The 19,287-nt window shown below is 57.5% G+C and carries 19 protein-coding genes; 7 read left to right on the top strand and 12 right to left on the bottom strand.

Features of this window, described 5'->3' with window-relative positions; genetic code table 11:
• Window positions 1-97 precede the first annotated feature (97 nt).
• From BM438_RS07510 to BM438_RS07530, 5 genes are all read left to right on the top strand, one after another.
• On the top strand, window positions 98-1,051 hold the full coding sequence (locus tag BM438_RS07510; RefSeq protein ID WP_093633673.1) for a LysR family transcriptional regulator: 954 nt from the start codon (window positions 98-100) through the stop codon (window positions 1,049-1,051).
• A 480-nt stretch (window positions 1,052-1,531) separates the two neighbouring features.
• Window positions 1,532-1,852 carry a DUF4148 domain-containing protein gene (locus BM438_RS07515; protein WP_093633674.1) on the top strand — a complete coding sequence of 107 codons (321 nt, stop codon included), beginning with the start codon at window positions 1,532-1,534 and terminating at the stop codon, window positions 1,850-1,852.
• 473 nt (window positions 1,853-2,325) lie between these two features.
• Complete coding sequence (locus BM438_RS07520) at window positions 2,326-3,183, top strand: NmrA family NAD(P)-binding protein (protein ID WP_093633675.1); 858 nt, start codon at window positions 2,326-2,328, stop codon at window positions 3,181-3,183.
• Window positions 3,184-3,277: 94 nt separating this feature from the next.
• Entirely contained in the window at window positions 3,278-4,465 is a 1,188-nt protein-coding gene (locus BM438_RS07525; RefSeq protein ID WP_167378333.1) for an MFS transporter, read from the top strand.
• Window positions 4,466-4,718: 253 nt separating this feature from the next.
• Window positions 4,719-5,600, top strand: a complete 882-nt coding sequence (locus tag BM438_RS07530) for a LysR family transcriptional regulator (protein WP_167378334.1) — start codon at window positions 4,719-4,721, stop codon at window positions 5,598-5,600.
• Window positions 5,601-5,670: 70 nt separating this feature from the next.
• Here BM438_RS07530 and BM438_RS07535 read toward each other — a convergent pair whose 3' ends face one another.
• The 8 genes from BM438_RS07535 to BM438_RS44695 form a co-directional block, all read right to left on the bottom strand.
• Window positions 5,671-6,534: a glycine betaine ABC transporter substrate-binding protein gene (locus BM438_RS07535; RefSeq protein ID WP_093633678.1), complete on the bottom strand. Its 864-nt coding sequence runs from the start codon at window positions 6,532-6,534 to the stop codon at window positions 5,671-5,673.
• Between the two features lie 117 nt (window positions 6,535-6,651).
• Window positions 6,652-8,286, bottom strand: coding sequence for a choline dehydrogenase (locus tag BM438_RS07540; protein WP_093633679.1), 1,635 nt, complete (start codon window positions 8,284-8,286; stop codon window positions 6,652-6,654).
• On the bottom strand, window positions 8,283-8,621 hold the full coding sequence (locus tag BM438_RS07545; protein WP_093633680.1) for a cupin domain-containing protein: 339 nt from the start codon (window positions 8,619-8,621) through the stop codon (window positions 8,283-8,285). The genes BM438_RS07540 and BM438_RS07545 overlap by 4 nt, the downstream gene beginning before the upstream one ends.
• A gap of 54 nt (window positions 8,622-8,675) precedes the next feature.
• Window positions 8,676-9,857: a M24 family metallopeptidase gene (locus BM438_RS07550; RefSeq protein WP_167378335.1), complete on the bottom strand. Its 1,182-nt coding sequence runs from the start codon at window positions 9,855-9,857 to the stop codon at window positions 8,676-8,678.
• 218 nt (window positions 9,858-10,075) lie between these two features.
• Window positions 10,076-10,369, bottom strand: coding sequence for a LysR substrate-binding domain-containing protein (locus BM438_RS46945; RefSeq protein ID WP_093633682.1), 294 nt, complete (start codon window positions 10,367-10,369; stop codon window positions 10,076-10,078).
• Between the two features lie 114 nt (window positions 10,370-10,483).
• Complete coding sequence (locus tag BM438_RS07560) at window positions 10,484-11,023, bottom strand: cytochrome b (RefSeq protein ID WP_093633683.1); 540 nt, start codon at window positions 11,021-11,023, stop codon at window positions 10,484-10,486.
• Window positions 11,020-12,081, bottom strand: a complete 1,062-nt coding sequence (locus BM438_RS07565) for a catalase family peroxidase (RefSeq protein ID WP_093633684.1) — start codon at window positions 12,079-12,081, stop codon at window positions 11,020-11,022. Before BM438_RS07565 ends, BM438_RS07560 begins: the two co-directional genes overlap by 4 nt.
• Window positions 12,082-12,180: 99 nt before the next feature.
• Complete coding sequence (locus BM438_RS44695) at window positions 12,181-12,549, bottom strand: hypothetical protein (RefSeq protein WP_143131663.1); 369 nt, start codon at window positions 12,547-12,549, stop codon at window positions 12,181-12,183.
• Between BM438_RS44695 and BM438_RS07570 the strand changes: the two genes are divergently transcribed.
• Window positions 12,536-13,684 carry a porin gene (locus BM438_RS07570; RefSeq protein WP_093633685.1) on the top strand — a complete coding sequence of 383 codons (1,149 nt, stop codon included), beginning with the start codon at window positions 12,536-12,538 and terminating at the stop codon, window positions 13,682-13,684. The genes BM438_RS44695 and BM438_RS07570 overlap by 14 nt on opposite strands.
• A gap of 68 nt (window positions 13,685-13,752) precedes the next feature.
• Here BM438_RS07570 and BM438_RS07575 read toward each other — a convergent pair whose 3' ends face one another.
• From BM438_RS07575 to BM438_RS07585, 3 genes are all read right to left on the bottom strand, one after another.
• Window positions 13,753-14,721, bottom strand: a complete 969-nt coding sequence (locus BM438_RS07575; protein WP_208620626.1) for a VOC family protein — start codon at window positions 14,719-14,721, stop codon at window positions 13,753-13,755.
• A gap of 66 nt (window positions 14,722-14,787) precedes the next feature.
• On the bottom strand, window positions 14,788-16,215 hold the full coding sequence (locus BM438_RS07580) for an MFS transporter (protein ID WP_167378336.1): 1,428 nt from the start codon (window positions 16,213-16,215) through the stop codon (window positions 14,788-14,790).
• A gap of 75 nt (window positions 16,216-16,290) precedes the next feature.
• Complete coding sequence (locus BM438_RS07585; RefSeq protein WP_093633688.1) at window positions 16,291-17,079, bottom strand: glutathione S-transferase family protein; 789 nt, start codon at window positions 17,077-17,079, stop codon at window positions 16,291-16,293.
• Window positions 17,080-17,193: 114 nt separating this feature from the next.
• Here BM438_RS07585 and BM438_RS07590 point away from each other — a divergent pair, with 114 nt between their 5' ends.
• Complete coding sequence (locus tag BM438_RS07590; RefSeq protein WP_143131664.1) at window positions 17,194-17,988, top strand: TetR/AcrR family transcriptional regulator; 795 nt, start codon at window positions 17,194-17,196, stop codon at window positions 17,986-17,988.
• 38 nt (window positions 17,989-18,026) lie between these two features.
• Here the strand turns inward: BM438_RS07590 and BM438_RS07595 are convergent, their stop codons facing one another.
• On the bottom strand, window positions 18,027-19,247 hold the full coding sequence (locus BM438_RS07595) for an FAD-dependent monooxygenase (protein WP_093633690.1): 1,221 nt from the start codon (window positions 19,245-19,247) through the stop codon (window positions 18,027-18,029).
• Window positions 19,248-19,287: the final 40 nt, after the last annotated feature.

Here is a 19,287-nt window from a genome sequence, read left to right on the forward strand (position 1 = left end):
CCTCCTGATTCGCATCATTCAATGCGGCAATTTTGTGCGTCGACACGTCCTTTCGCGATAACATCAGTGTCATTTGATAAATGCTGCGGAGGCATTGATGGCCGGCTTCGACGAACGAATTCTGAACGGGATGAGTGTTCTGTCCGCGATAGTCGACACCGGTAGTTTCGCTGGTGCGGGTGACATGCTCGACATGTCTCAGTCCGGTGTCAGCCGCTGCATAGCACGGCTTGAAGCGCGCCTCGGGGTCCGTCTCCTGGATCGCACGACGCGCTCTGTCACGCTGACGGATGAGGGCCGTCGCCTCTGCGAACAAGTGATACCACTGCTTGCGGCGCTTGAAGAGGCCGCGACGTCCGCTACCGAAGGAGCGACTGCCGTACGCGGTCGCCTGAGGGTCAATGTCGATCCATTTTTTTCCCGCCTGCTCCTTGCTCCGAAGCTAGGGTCATTTATCGATCAGTATCCGGAGCTCCGACTGGAATTGGTCACAAGAGATCAGCTCGGCGATATGATCGCCGACGGCTTTGACCTCGCGGTCCGATTTGGTGAACCCCGACCTTCCAGTCTTGTGGCACGAAAGCTCCTCGATACGCGCATCCTGACGGTTGCAGCGCCCGCTTATCTCAAGCGCAAGGGCCGCCCCGAGCAACCCTCCGAGCTCGAAAATGATACTCATCAATGCATCAGGTTTCGGGATCCCGAAACAGGGCGGCCCTTCGACTGGGAATTTCACCGCGGACGCAAAAAAATTTCCGTTGAGGTGGCTGGGCGACTCACGGTCAACGATGTCGGCACCATGCATAGCGTCTGCGTGGCCGGGCACGCCATTGCTCAGGTAATGGAGCTCGGTGTAGAACAACTACTCGCGGATGGCCGGCTCGTGGAGCTGTTCCCCGACTGGCCTGACGATCGATTCCCTCTCTACGCACTCTATCCTTCCCGCCACCATGTTCCGGCAAAGGTGCGCATGTTTCTCGATTTCATTGTGTCGCTCAGCGCAGCGCCAGAAAAAACGCTTGATAGGCGACCCAAGGCTAGTCGTCCCTAACGACAAGATCGTTCACCATCTTTGAGCTCGAAAGCTTGTCCCGCGTGGATGAGCGGTTCACCCGTCCGGCCGTGACCCCGCGCTGACGATTTCGCATCTCCCTGCCGTTGAAAACCGGCGCATTTCAGAGGCTTTCACGAGGCCAGTCCCCTATCGCGGTAGACAGTCGCTTCCGGCTCCCAGCTGAACCGTCGTCCGCCGCGACCTCAAGACATATCGGGGACATCATACCCGCAGCCCGTCTCCCAACGACGCGGATACCTGTCGAACATTTTGCCAGCAGCGCTGGCCGCAGAATTTAGCTGCGACGCGTTTCGGTTGCGCGATTCATTTCTTCCTGCCAGCTTCCCGGCGATTCATTTCATGACAATCCGGCATCGATGAGATGACCGCGATGCTATTTCAGTTTCATCTCCTTTTGTCCAGAATCCATTCCGAACCATACGTTCTTCTCTTAACCCAAACCGAAGGAGATTTGCCATGAACTTCCGTCAACTCACCCTGGCCGTCGCAACTGCCCTTGCCTTTCCAATCGCGAGCCATGCCCAGGAAACCGCTTCCCCCGTAACCCGTGCCCAGGTGCGCGCCGAACTCGTGCAGATCGAAAAGGCCGGCTACCTCCCGGGTAAGAACGATCCCCACTACCCGGACGACATTCAGGCTGCCGAGGCCAAGATCAGCGCACAGCGCGACACCGATGCCAACGTCGAAAGCAGTTTCGGTGGCGTACAGGACGGCTCCGTGGCATCGGGCAGCCGCACTGTCGCTAAAGGGCTCAGTTCTCTCTTTGCGCATCACTGAACGACATGCCGTCCGGCCCGCAAATCTGCACTCTGCCTCGCCGGACGGTCGCCTTCAGGCTGGACTTTCACTCGCCCGAATTACCTGTAGCCAATCGCCCGCGCGCTTTACTACGGACCCAATGCCAGCATGCGTAGCCTCGCCACTGTCACACACTCTCAAGTCTATTGAATCAAATCGTTATTTTTAATGACATTTTGTCATATGACTTCTGACGTGGCGGATATTCATTTACCAGGTCGTTCAACTTAAGCTCCAAGACGCTTCATCAGAAGGCAGCGATGCATTGAATCAGCGCTCTGCCGGGTTACTCGCCGTCAACCAATTGTCTGGATGCCAGATTGAACGGTATTCGAGCGGTTTTCGTCGTTTCCTGAAGTTCGGCGAGGTCCCCTTCCTTCGCCGCTGATCTCCGAAGGCAGGCTATGTCCGCCGCCCCGACAGTTTCAATATCGTTTAAAGGACTAAATCAAATGTACGCAATTACAGGAATTACAGGAAAAGTCGGCGGTGTCGTCGCTCAATCGCTTTTGAAGGCAGGACTACCTGTTCGTGCCGTTGTCCGCGACGTCGCGAAGGGTCAATCATGGGCAGAGCTCGGTTGCGAGATCGCTCTTGCGGAAATCGGCGACGCCGAAGCGCTTACGAAGGCTTTCGAGGGCACAGACGGCGTGTTCCTGATGACACCTCCGAATTACGATCCCCAACCAGGCTTCCCGCAAACGCAGGCTAACGCTGTTGCAGTCAAGAAAGCGCTGCTGGCTGCGCAGCCAAAACAGGTAGTGTTCCTTTCGACAGTTGGTGCGCATGTCGCGGAGCCCAACCTGCTCAATAACTCCAGGATGACCGAGGAGATGCTTCGCACGCTGGACCTCCCAGTGTGCATGCTTCGTGCGGCCTGGTTCATGGAAAACGCAGCGTGGGATGTAGATGCCGCGCGCACCGGGGCAATTCATTGCTTCCTGCAACCGCTAGACCATCCCATCCCGATGGTGGCCGCTGATGACATCGGACGCAACGCAGCAGAAATCCTTCGTGACGCATGGACCGGCGTGCGAATTGTCGAACTGGAGGGGCCTGCACGCTATAGCGCAAACGACATCGCGTCCGGATTCAGCGCCGCCCTGGGCCATCCTGTGCGCATGGTTCCGGTGCCGCGCGATACATGGGAAACACTGTTTCGGTCACAAGGCATGCAGTATCCAATGCCCCGTATCCGCATGATCGATGGCTTCAACGAGGGTTGGATTGACTTCCAGGGCGGTATTGGCATTGAGCACCGTAAAGCTCAAATTCCGCTCGATGATGTTCTGAAGACGCTGGTTGCGTAACTGGGCAAAGATACGCCGACTGAAAATCGGTTTCTGTTTCCAGCTACATACCTGCCCGAACAAATGACAAAACGGCATTGATGAGATGAGAGCAGTGGGAACAGATCTATCAATTGAGGAATCGCCTGCTTCCTCGACTCACCACATCGGCTTTGCGATGACTGCGCTTATGGCGCTCGCATGCGGACTTATCGCAGCCAGCAGTTACCTCGCACAACCGCTTATCGTCTTCATCGCGCCCAAGGTCGGACTGCCGCTTTGGGGCGCAAGTCTGGTCATTACACTCAGCCAGGCGGGCTACTGCGTTGGACTAGTCATTCTCGCCCCCCTCGGGGATCTCGTGGAGAATCGACGACTCGTTTTGCTGACACTCACCGGACTCTGCGTCGCGTTGACTGTGATGGCAGGCGCAACCAATGCTGTTCTGCTCCTGGTCGCCGCGTTTTCTCTTGGTGTCGGCACCACCGCCGTACAGATGCTTATCCCTTTGGCGGCGCACATGACTGACGATGCGTCCCGAGGTCGAGTAGTTGGCAAGATCACTGGCGGACTACTCGCGGGCATCATGCTTGCGCGACCTATTGCGAGCATCGCTGAAAACGTCTTGGGGTGGCGCGGTCTATATATTCTCGACGCCGTCATTCTCGTCGCGCTCACGCTTCTTCTCAGTCGCCAGCTTCCGGTTAGGCAACCGGAAGCAAGGCACAGCTACAAGGCGTTGATCGGATCTTTACTTTCGCTAGCGCGGGCGCACCGATCCCTGCGGCAACTTTCAACGGCCCAGGCATGCCTATTCGCGTCATTTAGCCTCTTCTGGGGTACTGCGCCGATCATCCTCATGCACCGATTCGGGTTCAATTCGATGGCTGTGGCATTGTTCGCGCTCGTCGGGGCAGCTGGCGCACTGTCGGCACCTCTCGCTGGCTACGCAGCCGACCATGGGTTCGGGCGGATTGGTCGCATCGCTGGGATTTCGCTTGTCGTCTGCGGGTTCGCGATGGTAGGGGCACTGGACTCGGTGACAGGATGGGTCATAGGAGCACTGATGATCGACGCAGGTGTACAGGTGTCTCACGTCATTTCACAGCGAGCCATACTAGCGCTGGATCAATCAGCCAGCAGTCGCCTGAATAGTCTTTACATTGCCATCTTCTTTCTTGGCGGCGCATTGGGCTCTGCTCTGATCTCCCCCCTGCTGCTGATCGATTGGCGGTGCATCGCAGCGGCAGGCGCGCTGACTGCCTCATTAGCAGCGGTATTTTCTCCAGACAGGGAGTTATAGAGAACCCTTCAACATCGACTTCATCATTTGCTTCGATAGAGACGGGGCGATCCGCGTCTGCGCGGACGCGGTCGGAGTCGGCACGCGACTCATAACAGAATTGGAGTTTCAGTTGTGTATGTAGAATGACATGTGTGCTTTCCTCCGTACCGTTCGTCCATCAATACACGGAGCGGGTGCAGTGCACCCGCATCGCCGTAGCCTCGCCGCCACTTCTCGTTCAAAATACGCTGTCGCCTACGTGGATCGAACCATGCGCAGAGGAAAACTCGACTTGAATGTTCTGGAGACGTACGCGACGGTCTGCCTTTCCGGCAGCCTCAAAAGTGCGGCGGAACACCTTCATCTGACGCAGTCGGCAGTCAGCATGCAGATCAAGCGGCTCGAAGACGCTGTCCAGCAGCGGTTGCTGGAGCGGAACAATCAGAGCCTCCGCGTCACGCCGGCTGGCGAGCGAATGTTGATTCACGCGCGTGCCCTACTCCGGCTTGAGAACACGTTGGTCAATGCGTTCGCGAGCGATCCTATTGCTGGTGAGGTGAGAATAGGCGTACCGGCGGACTATGCACCTGCGCTCCTGTCTGCGGCGTTGCCGTACCTGCACGGCAATTTCCCAGCGGTAGTGCCTTCAGTTGAATGTGACCTGAGCCGGAAGCTGCGCCGAAAGATCGAGAATGATGAGCTTGACCTCGCCATTCTGACCCAGGATGTAGACATCGACTCCGGCTTGCCCCTTTGGGAGGAGCGTCTCGTCTGGGCCGAGCCCTTGCCGGTCGAGCCTATTACCGGCGGCTATACGCCGATCGGACTACTGGACGTCGATTGTGTGCTGCGAGACATGACCCTACGTCTCGCAGCTCAGCACGCTCCATTACACAGAATCGCCTTCCGTTCAGGAAATCTGGCAAGCATTGTCTCGGCCGTTGAGAACGGGTTTTGCGCGTCCCTCATCCCCCAGAGCTCGCTGAGCCTGACAACCAACGTGGCGAACAGACTTAGGATCACGCCGGTCAACGATCGCCTCCGGATCCGCCTCGCAGTCTCTAGCGGAGGAAAGCCGGGAATGGAGGCGATTGCGGCCTTTCTGCAAACGCAGCTGATTATTTCGGCCCGGCGTACCGAAGGAAGCCCTTGACCGGAATTTTCAGGTGTTCAGGCATATGCGAAGGCACGTCGTTGCTTACCTCGTTCGGCAAGTGCCAGAATTACTGACTCGCGCCGACCCACGTGTTCACGCGCTCTCCGTGCGCGGCGATCCACGAAGCAGCGGCATCCTCGGGCTTAGCGCCGTTCTCCGTGGCAAGCATAATGCTGTCGAGCTCGCCGGGCTTCCACTGGAACTTCTTCAGGAATGCAACCACCGAAGGCGCTTTCGAGTCGAGGCTCGGGTTAACTACGCTATCGTAATGATCTCCGTCGCCGAAAGCACTCTTCGGATCCTGGAGGAACTTCAGCTTCCATTTCGCGAACATCCAATGCGGTATCCATCCCGTCACGACGACAGGCTTGTGTGAGTTGATGGATCGGGAGAGTTCCGCGACCATTGCCGGTCCCGAGCTGGGAAGCAATTGGTAATCCAGGTTGTAGACCTTGATCGCGTCCGCAGCCTTTTTCATGATGCCCGCACCCGCATCGATCCCGACGATGCGCCCAGAAAAGTCCGCCTTATGCGCCTGCAGGTCGGCAATGCTGTCGATGGAGACATAGTCGGGTACGACGAGCCCTATCTTTGCTCCAAGATAGTTGGCGCCAAGGTCGTGGACCTGATCCTTGTATCGTTCCCAGTAAGCGGCGTGTGAGTTGGGCAAAGCCGCCGCGAGAATGATATCGAGGTCACCTCGCGCGACGCCTCCCCACATGATGCCAGGTGCTGCGGGAATAAGCTTGACGGGATATCCGAGGCGCTTCTCGATGACTTGTGCCGCCACCGTTGCAGACGCGACGCTGTCATCCCAGCCTTGCACATAGCCAAGGTTCAGCGTCGGCTTTGAGTCCGCCATCGAGTTTCCGGTGATGAGACCGGTGAGCGCAAATGCGCCGGCCAGAACAAGCTTCTTGAGATGTTTCATTTGGTTCTCCTTTTCCCTGGATATGTGGAGTGGTATTTCCGACTAGTGCGCAACATTGTGGCGGTCTCGTCTCGATCAATTTGATCCCTCATCGCCTGGAACCGATCGAAGTGAATCTCACGAGTGAAATTTCAGAGCAACGGGACTCAGCGGTTTCTTTCCGAGTATCAGGTCGCTGGCGCGTTCGGCCAGCATGATCGTCGCGGCGTTGATATTGGCGCTTGGCACGGACGGCATGACGGAAGCGTCAATGACTCGAAGTCCGTCCACTCCCAACACCTTGAGATCAGCGTCTACGACCGTCATTGGGTCGTTTCCTGATCCCATGCGGCACGTGCCACATGGGTGGTAGGCGCTGGCGGCATCTTCGCGGATGAACTCATCAAGGCGTTCGACGTCAGTTATGTCGACTCCTGGCATGTCTTCCCGAAAGTGATAGCGTCGGAACGCTGGCTGGCTGGAAAACAGAAGCCCCAGGCGTATTGCCTCACGCATGACACGCCAGTCTTCTTCAGTGGCAAGATAATTCGGGTCGATCAGAACAGGATCATCAGCCCTGCCACTTCTGAGGCGTACCTGTCCTCGACTCGTCGGACGCATCGGGCCAACGCCGATGCGATACCCATTTGTATGCCTGGTTGGCGTCCAGTCCTTGTTGAAGAACACGGGAAAAAAATGGAACTGGATGTCTGGATGCGGAATGTCCGGTGCGCTTTTCAGAAACGCACCGACGTGGCATTGATTCACCGCCGCGACGCCTGTTTTGCAACCGAACCACTGAACTCCGGCGATCAGCATTCTGTGCAGTTGAAGTTCCCGGTTCAACGATACCGGCTCACGAGTCTCGATCTGAATGTGGCACTCAAGATGGTCCTGAAGGTTTGACCCGACGCCGCGAAGATTCACGCGTGAGTCGACGCCGTGTTCGCTGAGATGCTCCCCGGGTCCAATCCCGGACAGCATCAGCAGTTGTGGGGAGCCAAAAACGCCAGCACAAAGCAAGGTTTCCTTACGTGCCACAACGTTCACGAGCTCACCATGCCGCTTCACGTTGAATCCGGTGGCTCTATTCCCGACGAAGTTGATTCTGCGCAGGGTACTGTCGGTCCAGACAGTCAACCGGTCGTCATCGGGCCGGCTATGCAGGTACCCATACGAGGCGCTATTTCGAATACCTCTGTCAACGCTCATTTCAAAACGCGACACGCCTTCCTGCTGATATCCGTTAACGTCTTCGGTCAGCGGATAGCCTGCCTGCTGTCCAGCAGCCAGGAAGGCCTGGTTCAGAGGGCTCAGGCGCTCCTGGCGCTGTGCGCGAATAAATCCCTCCGCACCGCGGTACTCGCTTTCGACCTCGCTTCGCTCGATTTTGCGGAAATACGGGAGACAGTTTTCCCATCCCCAGCCTGTTGCACCTTCCTTTACCCATCGCTCGTAATCCAGTGGATGACCTCGCAGCCATGTCATACCGTTGATCGATGAGGACCCCCCTAGCACGCGTCCGCGGGGCTGTGTTATCCGGCGGTCATTCAAATGATGTTGCGGCTCAGTCTGGAACCAATAGTTATACTTCGAGGTCGGCCGAAAAATCGATCGCAGCCCGGCAGGCATCCGAATGATCCAGGAGTTATCGCTCGGACCCGCTTCGATGAGCAGAACCGTGTGGCCGGCGTCAGCCAGTCTTCGAGCCAATACGCAGCCCGCCGAGCCTGCGCCTCCGATAACATAGTCGAATATCACCGTCTGGCTCATGCGCTCACCCGCGAAGCACGGTTGCCGCTCGTGGGCACATCGGCGTGATAGCAGTATCTAGTTTCGATCTCGGCGTCGATTTTCCACGTTGCCTCGGCACCCGTGGCTATTGACACAAAATCGCCCGCTTCGATATCAACAGCCGTCCCATCTGGGAAAGTTAGACGTGCCCTCCCCCTCACGACGTAAAACGAAGCGCCGGGGAAATATCGATGGGCATAGCTGTCGTCATTGCATACCCACGTTGACCACTCAATCGTTTTTCTTTCAATATCTTTAGTAGCACGAATGTTGTAAATCGGCGCAGTGCTGAAAAAATACTTCTTGGTGGACATGACCTGAGACCGGGATCGAGAAAAAAGTGGAAATCGACGATTGCCCGCTTATCTTCAAAGATAGTCGAGCTCAAACGGACAGTCAGAAAGAGCGACTGGGCCGGTTGATGTAATCAAGGCGGGTTGTTCGAGCTTGACACCATCTGGACCTCCGACCGCGCCAATATAGCTTTCAACACAAACGGTCATACCCTCCACGAATTCGCCAGGGTACTGCCACGCCGGAGCATCCTGTCGGAAATAGACGAGTGGGTATTCCACGCCAAAACCGATTCCGTGAACCATCTCCGCGTAACGGTTGGGGACGTAGAGATCCGGCATCTGCCACGACGCCTGGACGTATTCTTCGAAAGTTAAGCCTGGGCGCAGCAACGACAGATTGTGTTGCAACTGCTCGTAAGCGAGAGCGTAGTTGGTCCGCTGCTCGGGTGTCGGACGACAATCTCCAATAACGAACGAGCGAGTCTGGTCAGTGAAGATGCCGTTTGGACCCACCAGATCGCTGTCAAACACCAGCATTTCCCCTGCTTCAATGATCTTGGCGGACGCTTCCGTGAACCACGGATTGGTGTGATGGCCAGACGCGAGGCATCGTGTCTCCTGATGTTCACCACCATGTTCGATGTTGTACTGATTCAGCAGAGAGAGGAGATAGTTTTCCGACACTCCTGGTCTGGCATGCTGACGCATGAAGGTAATGGCATCGGTGCAAACTTGCATCGAGCCACGAATGATCTCAATCTCTTCGGTTGATTTGACAGATCTTGCGAGTTCGAGAGGACCTTTGGCGTCGACCACATGTACGCCTAGCCGGTCGAGCGCTCGCAATGGCAAGAGATCGGCCCGGTCCAGACCGAGCGTGGCATCCTGTCCGCAGACTTCCCGCAGGAGGTCAGCTATCTCGGACGCCCATAGGGTTGCGTGTTCAGCGGCCCGGCTTCCGGAGCCGAAGTAATCCCATGATTTCGCGGGTCTCGTTTCACTGATCAATGTGTTGCTGTCGGAAAGATGCATCGCGCCACCGTAATCGAACAGAACAACGGGGCCAGAGACCGGAACGAACACGTAGCGGACCATATGGTGCGAACTCCACACCTGCATGTTGCGACTGCCGGTCGCGTATCGAAGGTTCAACGGGTCAAACAGAATGGCGGCGTCGACACCTGCTTCCGCGAGCATCAAGCGCGTTCGCTCGAGCCGATAAGCGCTCACCCTGTCGTAACCGATTGCCTCCATTTCCTTCCTCATCAAGACTCAAACGTCACTGGTGAGTTTGAAGATACCCGGTCGAATTTCAGTCGGCAAACGAAAGTATCTGACGCGGTACTTCAAATTTTTTGAATCACGCGTCGGGAGCAATCTATGGGCCGTGACGGGACGCTGCGTCGCAGACGGGGATCAAATATCGGCTGAATGGCGCGTTAGGGCAGATGGTCCGGCTGGCCGATTTCCCGCTATCTGCCTTTCAAAGGCGATGTCGAAAAGTACCGCCGCTCACCCATTACGCTCACTAATGCTGAAAGCGCGGACGAATATGTCCTGCCGCGTCGAACAAAGACCTGAGCGCGTGCGGACTGCAGAATCGGGTTCGAGCTCGGCAGCGCAAAAAGGCTAGCCTGGTTCAATTCAGGCTGAACCGATATCTTCGGCAAGAAGGTCACAGCGTTGTGCGTGGCGACAATCGCTTTAAGCGCACGCACCGAATTTGCCACAAAGCGCGCCTCCACCTCTATCCTTTCAAGAGTCATCCTGTTTAATGGTCGCTCCGCTAGGAGGCCAATAGCACAGCCGATGATAAGGCGAGCGCTCGTTGAGGCTCGCCGGTCACCGGATTTGGCATACACCTTCTTCCGCTTAAACCTCTACCCTTTGCGCCACGACGCCATGGCCTGAAAAACGCCATCGCGCCTGACCAGCGCATGAAAGAGCGCGGCTGCGATATGAAGAACGATCAGCGCAAAGAAGCACAGCGCAAGAAATCTGTGCGCATTCCAGAGCAGCGTGTGCAGTTCGTTGCTGTGAGGCAAAAATGACGGCAGTCGAATGCCGGCCACCACGACGGGATAATCGGCTGCTGACAGCATGCCCCAGCCGAGTAGCGGAAGTGCAAACATCAACGCATAGAACGCTACATGCGAAAGATAAGCCGCAAGCTTCATCGGCTCAGGCATATCTGATGGTAGTGGCGGCGCACCTCGCACAAGTCTTACTATCAGCCGGATCAGCGCGAGCACGAGAATCAGCATGCCCAACGGTTTGTGAATCGAAACCAGCGTGAGATAGTCGGGCCGAACGGTCGACACCATGCCGACGCCAATAAACAGCATCGACAGAATGCATATCGCCATGATCCAGTGCAAAGCGCGCTGTATTGGCGTGAAGCGCTTGTGGCTCGATGTCATGGCTTGACCCCTGCGGTTGGCGTGTGCGGATAATCTTTGTCCTCGGCGGTCCGACGGTTGAACGATACCGAGTAGGCCGCCGAGCGCGCAGCGGGGAACGGATCGTCAGAAACACGAATGCCCGAAGGAAGCACTGTCGGATCGAAGTTGAGATCACGGCACGGCCCATTGGCTTCGGGTTCGATGGCGTTGACCACCAGTGTGCCGGCCTCCACTTTGCGGCGATCATCAGGCCAGGCTTTGCTCGGATCGGCAGTCGGGTCACCCGGATTGGCGAGGGTGACGATCATCGTCCAGCGTTGCGGAGCGCTGCTCACCCGCTGCGTAATGTCCGAAGCAAGGAAGTCGGGGCTGCGCTGTTTAAGATCGTCCGGAGAGACAGGCTCAGGCTTCGCTTCCGGTACAAAGGACCAGCGCACGACCTGATCCTGTCCTTCTGCGTTCGTGAAGATAAAGCTGTTGAGGCTGTTATACCGCTCTTGCGCATAAGACGCCGTCCAGGGTGCGCCGGTTGCCCACGCACCGAATCTCGCAAACTCAGGGTGGGCGGCAATGAAGTTCTTCATCGCGTCGGGGTCGTCCGTTCGCGCCGAAGCTTGCAACAGGGCATAGAAGCCTTGGGGCGTCGCAACGGGGAAGAAAGGCGCATCGATCATCGCCGAGCGCCATTCGTTTCCATCCTGTGTGACCACACGCAGGCTGAGGCCGCGAACGCGCACGGTAGCGTCTGTGGCTTTGGCATCCGGCGTGGCCAGATTGAACCGTCCTGTGACCGGATACGAGCCCGGCGCAAACATCTGCGCCTTTGACAGCGCTGCTGCGCCTCCATTCGACTCGAATATGCCGGTAAAACAGACGCCTTTAGCGTGGTTACGCCGGAAACCCAAAGCGGGTCCGCCTGGAGGCGCCAGGCCATTGACGATTTTTGCGGGGGTCAGGCGGTCTGGCGAAAGCCAGCCTGCGGTGTAGGCGAAGGCAAGCACTACCACGGCAACGACAAGTGCGATCAGGGCCAGCGAACGCGTAACGGAAACGTTGGAGCTCGGTCTGTCGGTCATGGGACTCTCGATCAAGAGTGCAGGTAGCGAAAATCTAGCAGCATTATGAAACTCGTGCCAGGAAGATGCGCGTTGAACCGGCACTCGTCTCGCTTCCCCCTACCCCGCCACCCGCCATCCCGGCAAATCAGCCGAGACGCTTCGTACATTGACTAAGGGAAATCCTTCCCATCCAGTCAATTGACAATTCCCCATTGTGGGAATATAAATTCCATCCATGCGATCCCATTCGTGACGCGAAGCACGGCTTTGCGCATGCGATCGTGTCTCACGCGCTTCGGTCTCGAAAATCGCAATCGCATCTTCGGCAAAGTTTGCCGATAGAGAAAGCGCCGGCGACCAACCGCGCACCAAGGAAACGCGAAAAGGCTGGAGGTCGCCGAACGTTAGGTGGAAATGCTTTCCAGACTGCTTCACATCAGTTAGTACTATAAAATATACATTGGAGACAGGCATGAATCGGATCACGGCGATCTCAGGCGTTCTCGTAGCTGCGCTCGCTTCAACGTGGTGCAGCGCGGCCCGCGCCCAGAGTGTCACGCTATACGGAATCATCGATACGGGCATTGAATACGTGAATCACGCGAACCCGACGGGCGGTTCGCTCGTGCGAATGCCGAGCACCACCGGCGAGCTACCCTCGCGGTGGGGTCTGAAAGGCTCAGAGCCGCTTGGCGAAGGCTACAACGCGGTGTTCACGCTCGAAAGCGGTTTTGCAACCGGCACAGGCAGCCTCAATCAGGGTGGTCGCTTGTTCGGCAGACAAGCCTTTGTCGGGATCGACGGTCCGCTCGGTGTGTTGACCTTCGGTCGGCAGTATTCAATGCTGTTCTGGTCGCTGCAGCCCGCCGATATCGTCGGCACCAACATCTATGGACTGGCCTCGCTCGATGCATGGATTGCAAATCCTCGCAGCGACAATACGGTCGTCTATCAGAAGCACGTCGGAGGCCTGACGGTCGGCGCAAGCTACTCGTTCGGTCGGGACGCGTCACCGGCAAACGGATTCAATACGCCCGGAGAGGGAACCTGCGCAGGTAGTATTCCCGGCAATGCCGCGGCATGCCGGGAATGGTCGCTTCTGCTGAAATACGACGCCAGAAGCTGGGGCGCCGCGGCGAGCTACGATCGTCAGAATGGTGGTCCGGGTGCCGCGGCTAGCCTCTTCAACGGCCTGACACCCGTTGCTCTGACCAGCAGCGGCAATCGGGACGCACGTCTGGTGCTGGACGGGTATGCGAAGGTGGGCAAGTTCACCTTCGGGGCAGTATGGCTGAATCGTCATGTGAACTCGGCCTCAACGACAACACCCACCATCACGTCGAATCAATATGCGCTGGAGGCGGACTATCAGATGTCGCCGGCGCTGTTTTTCGACATGCTGCTGCAGCGGGTTATCGATCGCCAGCAAGATACGCGAGCAAGCATGGAAGTGGCCCGCGCCACCTACCTTTTGTCGCCGCGCACGGCAGTGTATGCGCAACTTGGTTTTCTGCAGAACAGCGCCAAGGCCGCTTATTCAGTAAGCGGCGGCGGAGCGTCCACGCCAGGCAAAGGGATGAGTCAGGTGGGCAGCATGCTTGGCATCCGGCACTCGTTCTAGCCGCTCCCCGATGAACGGCCGCCTGCTCGGTTGTTTCGAGGCTGGCCGTTCTGAAGCAAGCCTTCCGGCTACTCCGGAATGCTGGCCAGTTCGGGATCGATCTCGGCTAGCAGCCTCACATCTTCCTCGGGATGCTTGATCAGAAACTCCGGCAGATTCGCAACCCAATGCTGATTTGCAAACGGCGGGTTCCAGATTCTCGGTTGCCAGCGATCGTCCAGACAGTCGGTATCGGCCGAATACTCCGCCTCACCGCCTGCGGGATTGTTGATGTAAGCGTATATCGTCGAAGAAAGCCGATGCCGCCCCAGCCCCAGGTTGCTTGTCCAGCCCGTGCGTTGCATATGATTCGCACCCGCTACAAGCTCATCCAGATTTTCGACGCCGAACGAGATATGGACAAATCGGGCGCGCGTGTCTTTTAGCCAGAACAGGTTGTGATGATCGGACCGCCCGTCGGCTCGAAGAAATATGCCGCGATCGCGTGAAACATCCGTTATGCGGAACTTAAGTCGATCCCGATAGAACCGCGCCGCCTTCTCGTAATCCGGGCAGGCAAAGACGACATGATGGATGAGTTGAGGCGCCGCGCGCTTGAACCATTTACGGTGGCGATTCCAGCGTAGCGAGCGGCCAGGCGAGTTGACCAGCTCTTCGTCCGAGATCAGCGGCTGGCGTTCGAAGAGACCAAACCCGATCGACAAGCCCGCATCGTCGATACAATAGATTCGCCCGTAAGCGTCTTTTTCGACGGCCCGATCACGACGCAGATCAGCCTCGATCGCGTCGAGGCTTGCCTGACTATCGACTCCCCAGATGACCTGCCGGACACCCGGCCCCGAACCGAAAGACGGCGGCAGCGCGGAATCTGTACTCTGCCGCAGAACTACGTTCGAACCTTCGCGTAGTCTGTACTCTACGGCATCGGTACCTTCTCTCACCAGGCCAAAATCATCGAAGAACTGTGTGCAGCGCGCCATATCGTCGACGCCGAACACCACTGTTTGCACACCCAATATAGCCATTTGTGTCTCCATTCAAGAACGCGAAAAAAGCCGCTTATTCCAATTCTCCGAAGCGGCCACGCTGTCACAAAGACAGCTTCAAACGGAGATTTCTTCGAGAATGCGGCCCTTGGTTTCGATTGCGGCAACGGCAACCGTCAGGCCACCGATCAATCCCATCACGGCAAGGAAGAGAAACACCGCACCAACGCCGATGTGGCTAAGGAGTGCCCCAATCACAAGCGGACTCACCACCTGAGCGATACGCAGCCAGGCCATGGCCGCGCCTGCACCTAGCGCCCGCATGCGGGTCGGATAAATTTCAGTGGCATAGGTATGGATACTGCCGAGCCCAATGGCGAGCAGGTAGTTGCTCACCGTCAGCAACGACACCACTGCGAGCATCGGCACCTGCCCGGCCAACCCCAGCACGATCAGCGGCACGGCGCTGCCGAACAACGACAACATGAAAGTGCGGCGACGGCCGATGCTGTCGATCACGAGAACGCTCGTAATGGCACCAGACAGGCCCGCGATGCCCAGCACACTGCTGAGTAGGAACGTGTTGGTGAGGGTGACGTGATAAACGGTCTTGTAGATCGTCGGCAGCCAGGTGATCAGCGCATTGCCACATGCGGAAATGCAGAACATCAGGACCCAGATGCAGACGGTACGAACCGCATAGCCGTTGCGGAACAGATCCGCAAAGCGGCCATGCCGCCGCATAGGATGAAGTGTGAGCGGGCCGACCGCCGGAAGGGTTCGCGTGCCCTGCTTCGATATAGCCGTCTCGATACGCTCCGTGGCAGCGGTGGCTTCATCGATCCTACCTCGCAACGCTAGCCATCGCGGCGATTCCGGGACCACGCCGCCAATCACAAAGATCAGCAAGCCCGGCAGCGCGCCCAGGTAAAACATCGATTTCCAGCCAAACTGCGGAATCAGCCAGACTGCAGCGAATGACGTCAGAAAAAGACCGGCGGCGAATATGCTCTGTAACGAACTGATAACGCGGCCACGAAAACGGGCCGGCGTTAGTTCGTTGACCAGGGTGGCGGCAACCGGCACTTCGCCGCCGAGTCCCAGCCCCTGGATCAGGCGCAGGATAACGAAGGTCATGTAGCTGCCGGCGAACGCGGTCGCCAGGCTAAGAACAGCCATGATACCCAGCGCGAGACGCAGTACACGAAGGCGCCCGAAGCGTTCCGACAACCAGCTCAAGCCGATCGCTCCGACGATCTGCCCAAGATACCCGATGGAAAAAACCAGCCCGACCTGACCCGGGGAAAAGTGCCAGAGCTCGATCAGTACAGGCAGCACGAGCGCAATGGCCAGCGAGTCGAACGCATCGAGCAAATGCGCGATACCAACCACGGCAACCAGGCGCACATGCCAGGAAGAGAACGGCAGCCGCTCGATACGTGCGGTGATTTCCGCCGCAGCGGCCGCATGATTGGCATCGGCCGCTGTTGCCGGCGAATGGGTTGCATGCTCCTCGGTGGGAACAATTGCTTTTACCGTCAACACGTCAAGTCTCCTGATATCGTCTGCCCGTCGACGAGGGCAGTTATTATTGAACGTCGATTCCGACGGTGAATGAATCTAAGCTTGTTCCACCATGCGGCCGATGGCTGGCCAGGGATCGACGGAAATCTCTTCGAACGGCGCCCGATCCACCGCCGTCATGCCGCTGACGATTGCGCGCTCGACCGCCGGGCGTTTTCGCGTGCGCTCGTACCATGCCGCCACATGAGGATAGGAATGCAACATCGGCGCGAGGCGCAACATGTCCAGACGGATCACATAGGGTATGACCGCGATATCCGCGAGTGAGAATTCGCCGCCTGCCAGATAGTCATGATCGAGCGTTGCACGTTCGATCCACTGCAATAGCTTGATGAAATGCCCGACTGCCTCGACACAGAATTTCGAGTCCAGGCCGTGGGCTATCACATCGCGCTTGTAGTCGGAACGCTTCTGATTCGGCGCGCCCGATAGATAGCTTTCGCGGTTGACCGGATCCATTTTCTGGAAGCGTGTCCGGAATGCGATAGCAAAAGTCAGCACCGTGCAGGCGTTGTGCACGTACTCGTCGATGAACTTGTTGAACAGCCGCACGGTAACGCGACCCATCGGGTCTTTGGGCATCAACCGCACGTCAGGAAAACAGTCCTCGAGATAGTAGAGAATGACTGACGATTCGATGACAGGCTGTCCGTCATGGATCAACGTCGGCACCACACCGTTCGGATTGAGCTTGAGATAAGCCTCGTCGAACTGATCGCCGCGTAAGGTCATCCGATGGCTTTCCCAATCCAGGTCCTTTTCTGCCAGTTCGATCCTGACTTTCTGCGCGCAGACGGAGTTCACCGTGTGATAAAGCTCAAGCATTGACTTTCTCTCCTATCCGCTGAACACTGTCAATGATTTAATTCCCATTTATGGGAAATGTCAATATGCTTCGACTGCGGGTACCGCCAACCTCGTCCTCACCACAGTCGCGGATTGGGCATAATTCCGCTGCGATGCTCCAATCCTCCGAGTACGATTACCCGTCACCACCAGGAAAAGAACCACCCGGATATGCCAGCCCGAAAAACTGAAAAGACTCGACGCCCGCAAGGCCGCCCGTCCACTGCTGGCGCCGTCGGCAAGGAAGCTATCCTGGCCGCGGCGCGGGAGACACTGAAAACCGTACCGCCAGGAGAGATCACGTTCCAGCAGGTGGCGCTGCTGGCAGGCATCGACAAGAAGTTGATCCGCTACTACTTCGGTCAGATGCCGGATCTTCTCAAGGTGGTCGCCATCCAGATCACGGAGGAACTGCGCAACCGCTTCATCGCCTCCAACGTCCACGACGGTTCCGTCAGAGATCGTCTGCGTCTGCGCATCTCGATCTTTTTGGACTTTTTCGGGAGCAACCCGCACTACCATCGTCTGGTGGTCGACTATCTCTTCAACACGATCGGCCCCGAACGCGATGCCGCGCTCGAGAGGTTCCGGCATTCCATCGGCGAATTGCAGACGCTCCTGAGCGGTGAACACGCTACCGGACAGGCCTATCCACTGGATGCGCGATTCATTCACGTTTCGATTGCCGCGCTTTGCGAATTCATGTTCAGCGCGAAACCTGTCTTCACTGCATTGTTCGGAAACGAAGTCGACTCCCCCGCATTCAAGGAACGATTTTGCGACTTCGTCACCGATCTGGTGATGGGCTCCGCCGCAATCAACGTAGCGGCGAGCGACAAAAGCTTGGACAAGCCATCGGCAGCCGCGCGAACGCCGCGCAAGCGATAACCGGTGAGCGTGCGCCCTTCACCGCTCTCCCACACGCTCTAGATCGGCTCCGCGAGGCGCCGTTCGTGCGGCCGCGGCTGCGGGTCCTGAAAGGCAGCGCGCATTCGCTCATTACGCAGTTCGCAAAGGACGGGGTCGTCGAGATTGCCGTCCTGTCCGATCTGGTGCGAGATGTCCTGCACGAATTTGCATCGCTCGTAGCGGCGTTCCATGAACCTCGCGAGCGTTTTCTCCGCGCCCTCACCCTCCGCGATCAACTCTGCCAGCACGACCGCGTCCTCGATCGCCATGGTCGCTCCTTGCGACACGTGTGGACCGGAGGCATGCGCGGCATCGCCGATTAGCAACACACTGCCGCGATACCAGGGCGATGGAATGATGACCTCCTCGATCGGACCATAGATGACGCGCGCCGGGTCTTCAATCTGTTCGCGGATCTGTCGGACGAGAGGCGCAGTAAATGATTGCAGGCGTTCGCGCAGCAGGCGTGGAAGCTGAGCGGCTTCGAAGCGCGGATTGCCGGGTTCATTGGTGACCAGCAGGAGATACATCTGGTCCTTGGAGACCGGCATGATCCCCGCTTTAACCCCCACGCCGAAATACATGATCTGATGGTCGATCTCAGCAGGCCGGGTAGTCGTAAAACGCCAGACACCGTGGCCCGTGTATTGAGGGTCGAACTGACTGCCGAATAGCAACGTCCGGATCCGCGAGCGGATACCGTCTGCCCCGACGACGAGATCGTATCTTTCCCGCGAGCCATCGGTCAGTGTCACGTCCACCTCGTCGCCGACCTGTTCAAGCGCCTGCACGCTCAACCCCAGCCGAATCCTCGCGCCAAGAGCGTTAGCCGTCTCGGTCAGGATGCGGTGCAGCGCCGTGCGCGGCAAACCGTTGACGGCAGGAATATCCGGACTTGCGATCCGCAGCAGCTTCATCCTGGCAATGAACCCGCCGTCACTGTCGTTCATCACGTAGTAGTCGATCTGAAGCCCTTCGGCGAGACAACGCTCCATCAGGCCAAGACCGTTCAACGCACGCAGCGCATTACCGGGCTGGATGATGCCCACACCGTAGACGTTGTGTTCAGACTTGATCTCGACGATTTCAGCCTGAATCCCCCGGCGCCCTAATGCGACGGCCAGTGACAGACCGCCGATGCCTCCACCTACAATCAGCACCCGCCTAATCGGCTTCATCATATTTCCTTTCATAGTGTTCAACTGCTGAGGATCTTCATTCATAAATTTGCGAATCATGCAGGCAGTGCGGCAATAAATCACCGGCAGGTGGTCCGTA

Origin of the sequence: Paraburkholderia aspalathi (genome assembly GCF_900116445.1) — a bacterium.
GTDB lineage: Bacteria > Pseudomonadota > Gammaproteobacteria > Burkholderiales > Burkholderiaceae > Paraburkholderia > Paraburkholderia aspalathi.

Excerpts from the sequence above, each read along its gene's own strand:
- BM438_RS07520 (WP_093633675.1), top strand. The coding sequence starts at position 2,326 with ATGTACGCAATTACAGGAATTACAGGAAAAGTCGGCGGTGTCGTCGCT.
- BM438_RS07545 (WP_093633680.1), bottom strand. The coding sequence starts at position 8,621 with ATGTCCACCAAGAAGTATTTTTTCAGCACTGCGCCGATTTACAACATT.
- BM438_RS46945 (WP_093633682.1), bottom strand. The coding sequence starts at position 10,369 with ATGACTCTTGAAAGGATAGAGGTGGAGGCGCGCTTTGTGGCAAATTCG.
- BM438_RS07515 (WP_093633674.1), top strand. The coding sequence starts at position 1,532 with ATGAACTTCCGTCAACTCACCCTGGCCGTCGCAACTGCCCTTGCCTTT.
- BM438_RS07565 (WP_093633684.1), bottom strand. The coding sequence starts at position 12,081 with ATGACCGACAGACCGAGCTCCAACGTTTCCGTTACGCGTTCGCTGGCC.
- BM438_RS07595 (WP_093633690.1), bottom strand. The coding sequence starts at position 19,247 with ATGATTCGCAAATTTATGAATGAAGATCCTCAGCAGTTGAACACTATG.
- BM438_RS07550 (WP_167378335.1), bottom strand. The coding sequence starts at position 9,857 with ATGGAGGCAATCGGTTACGACAGGGTGAGCGCTTATCGGCTCGAGCGA.
- BM438_RS07575 (WP_208620626.1), bottom strand. The coding sequence starts at position 14,721 with ATGGAGACACAAATGGCTATATTGGGTGTGCAAACAGTGGTGTTCGGC.
- BM438_RS07530 (WP_167378334.1), top strand. The coding sequence starts at position 4,719 with ATGCGCAGAGGAAAACTCGACTTGAATGTTCTGGAGACGTACGCGACG.
- BM438_RS07585 (WP_093633688.1), bottom strand. The coding sequence starts at position 17,079 with ATGCTTGAGCTTTATCACACGGTGAACTCCGTCTGCGCGCAGAAAGTC.
- BM438_RS07535 (WP_093633678.1), bottom strand. The coding sequence starts at position 6,534 with ATGAAACATCTCAAGAAGCTTGTTCTGGCCGGCGCATTTGCGCTCACC.
- BM438_RS07560 (WP_093633683.1), bottom strand. The coding sequence starts at position 11,023 with ATGACATCGAGCCACAAGCGCTTCACGCCAATACAGCGCGCTTTGCAC.
- BM438_RS07510 (WP_093633673.1), top strand. The coding sequence starts at position 98 with ATGGCCGGCTTCGACGAACGAATTCTGAACGGGATGAGTGTTCTGTCC.
- BM438_RS07540 (WP_093633679.1), bottom strand. The coding sequence starts at position 8,286 with ATGAGCCAGACGGTGATATTCGACTATGTTATCGGAGGCGCAGGCTCG.
- BM438_RS07570 (WP_093633685.1), top strand. The coding sequence starts at position 12,536 with ATGAATCGGATCACGGCGATCTCAGGCGTTCTCGTAGCTGCGCTCGCT.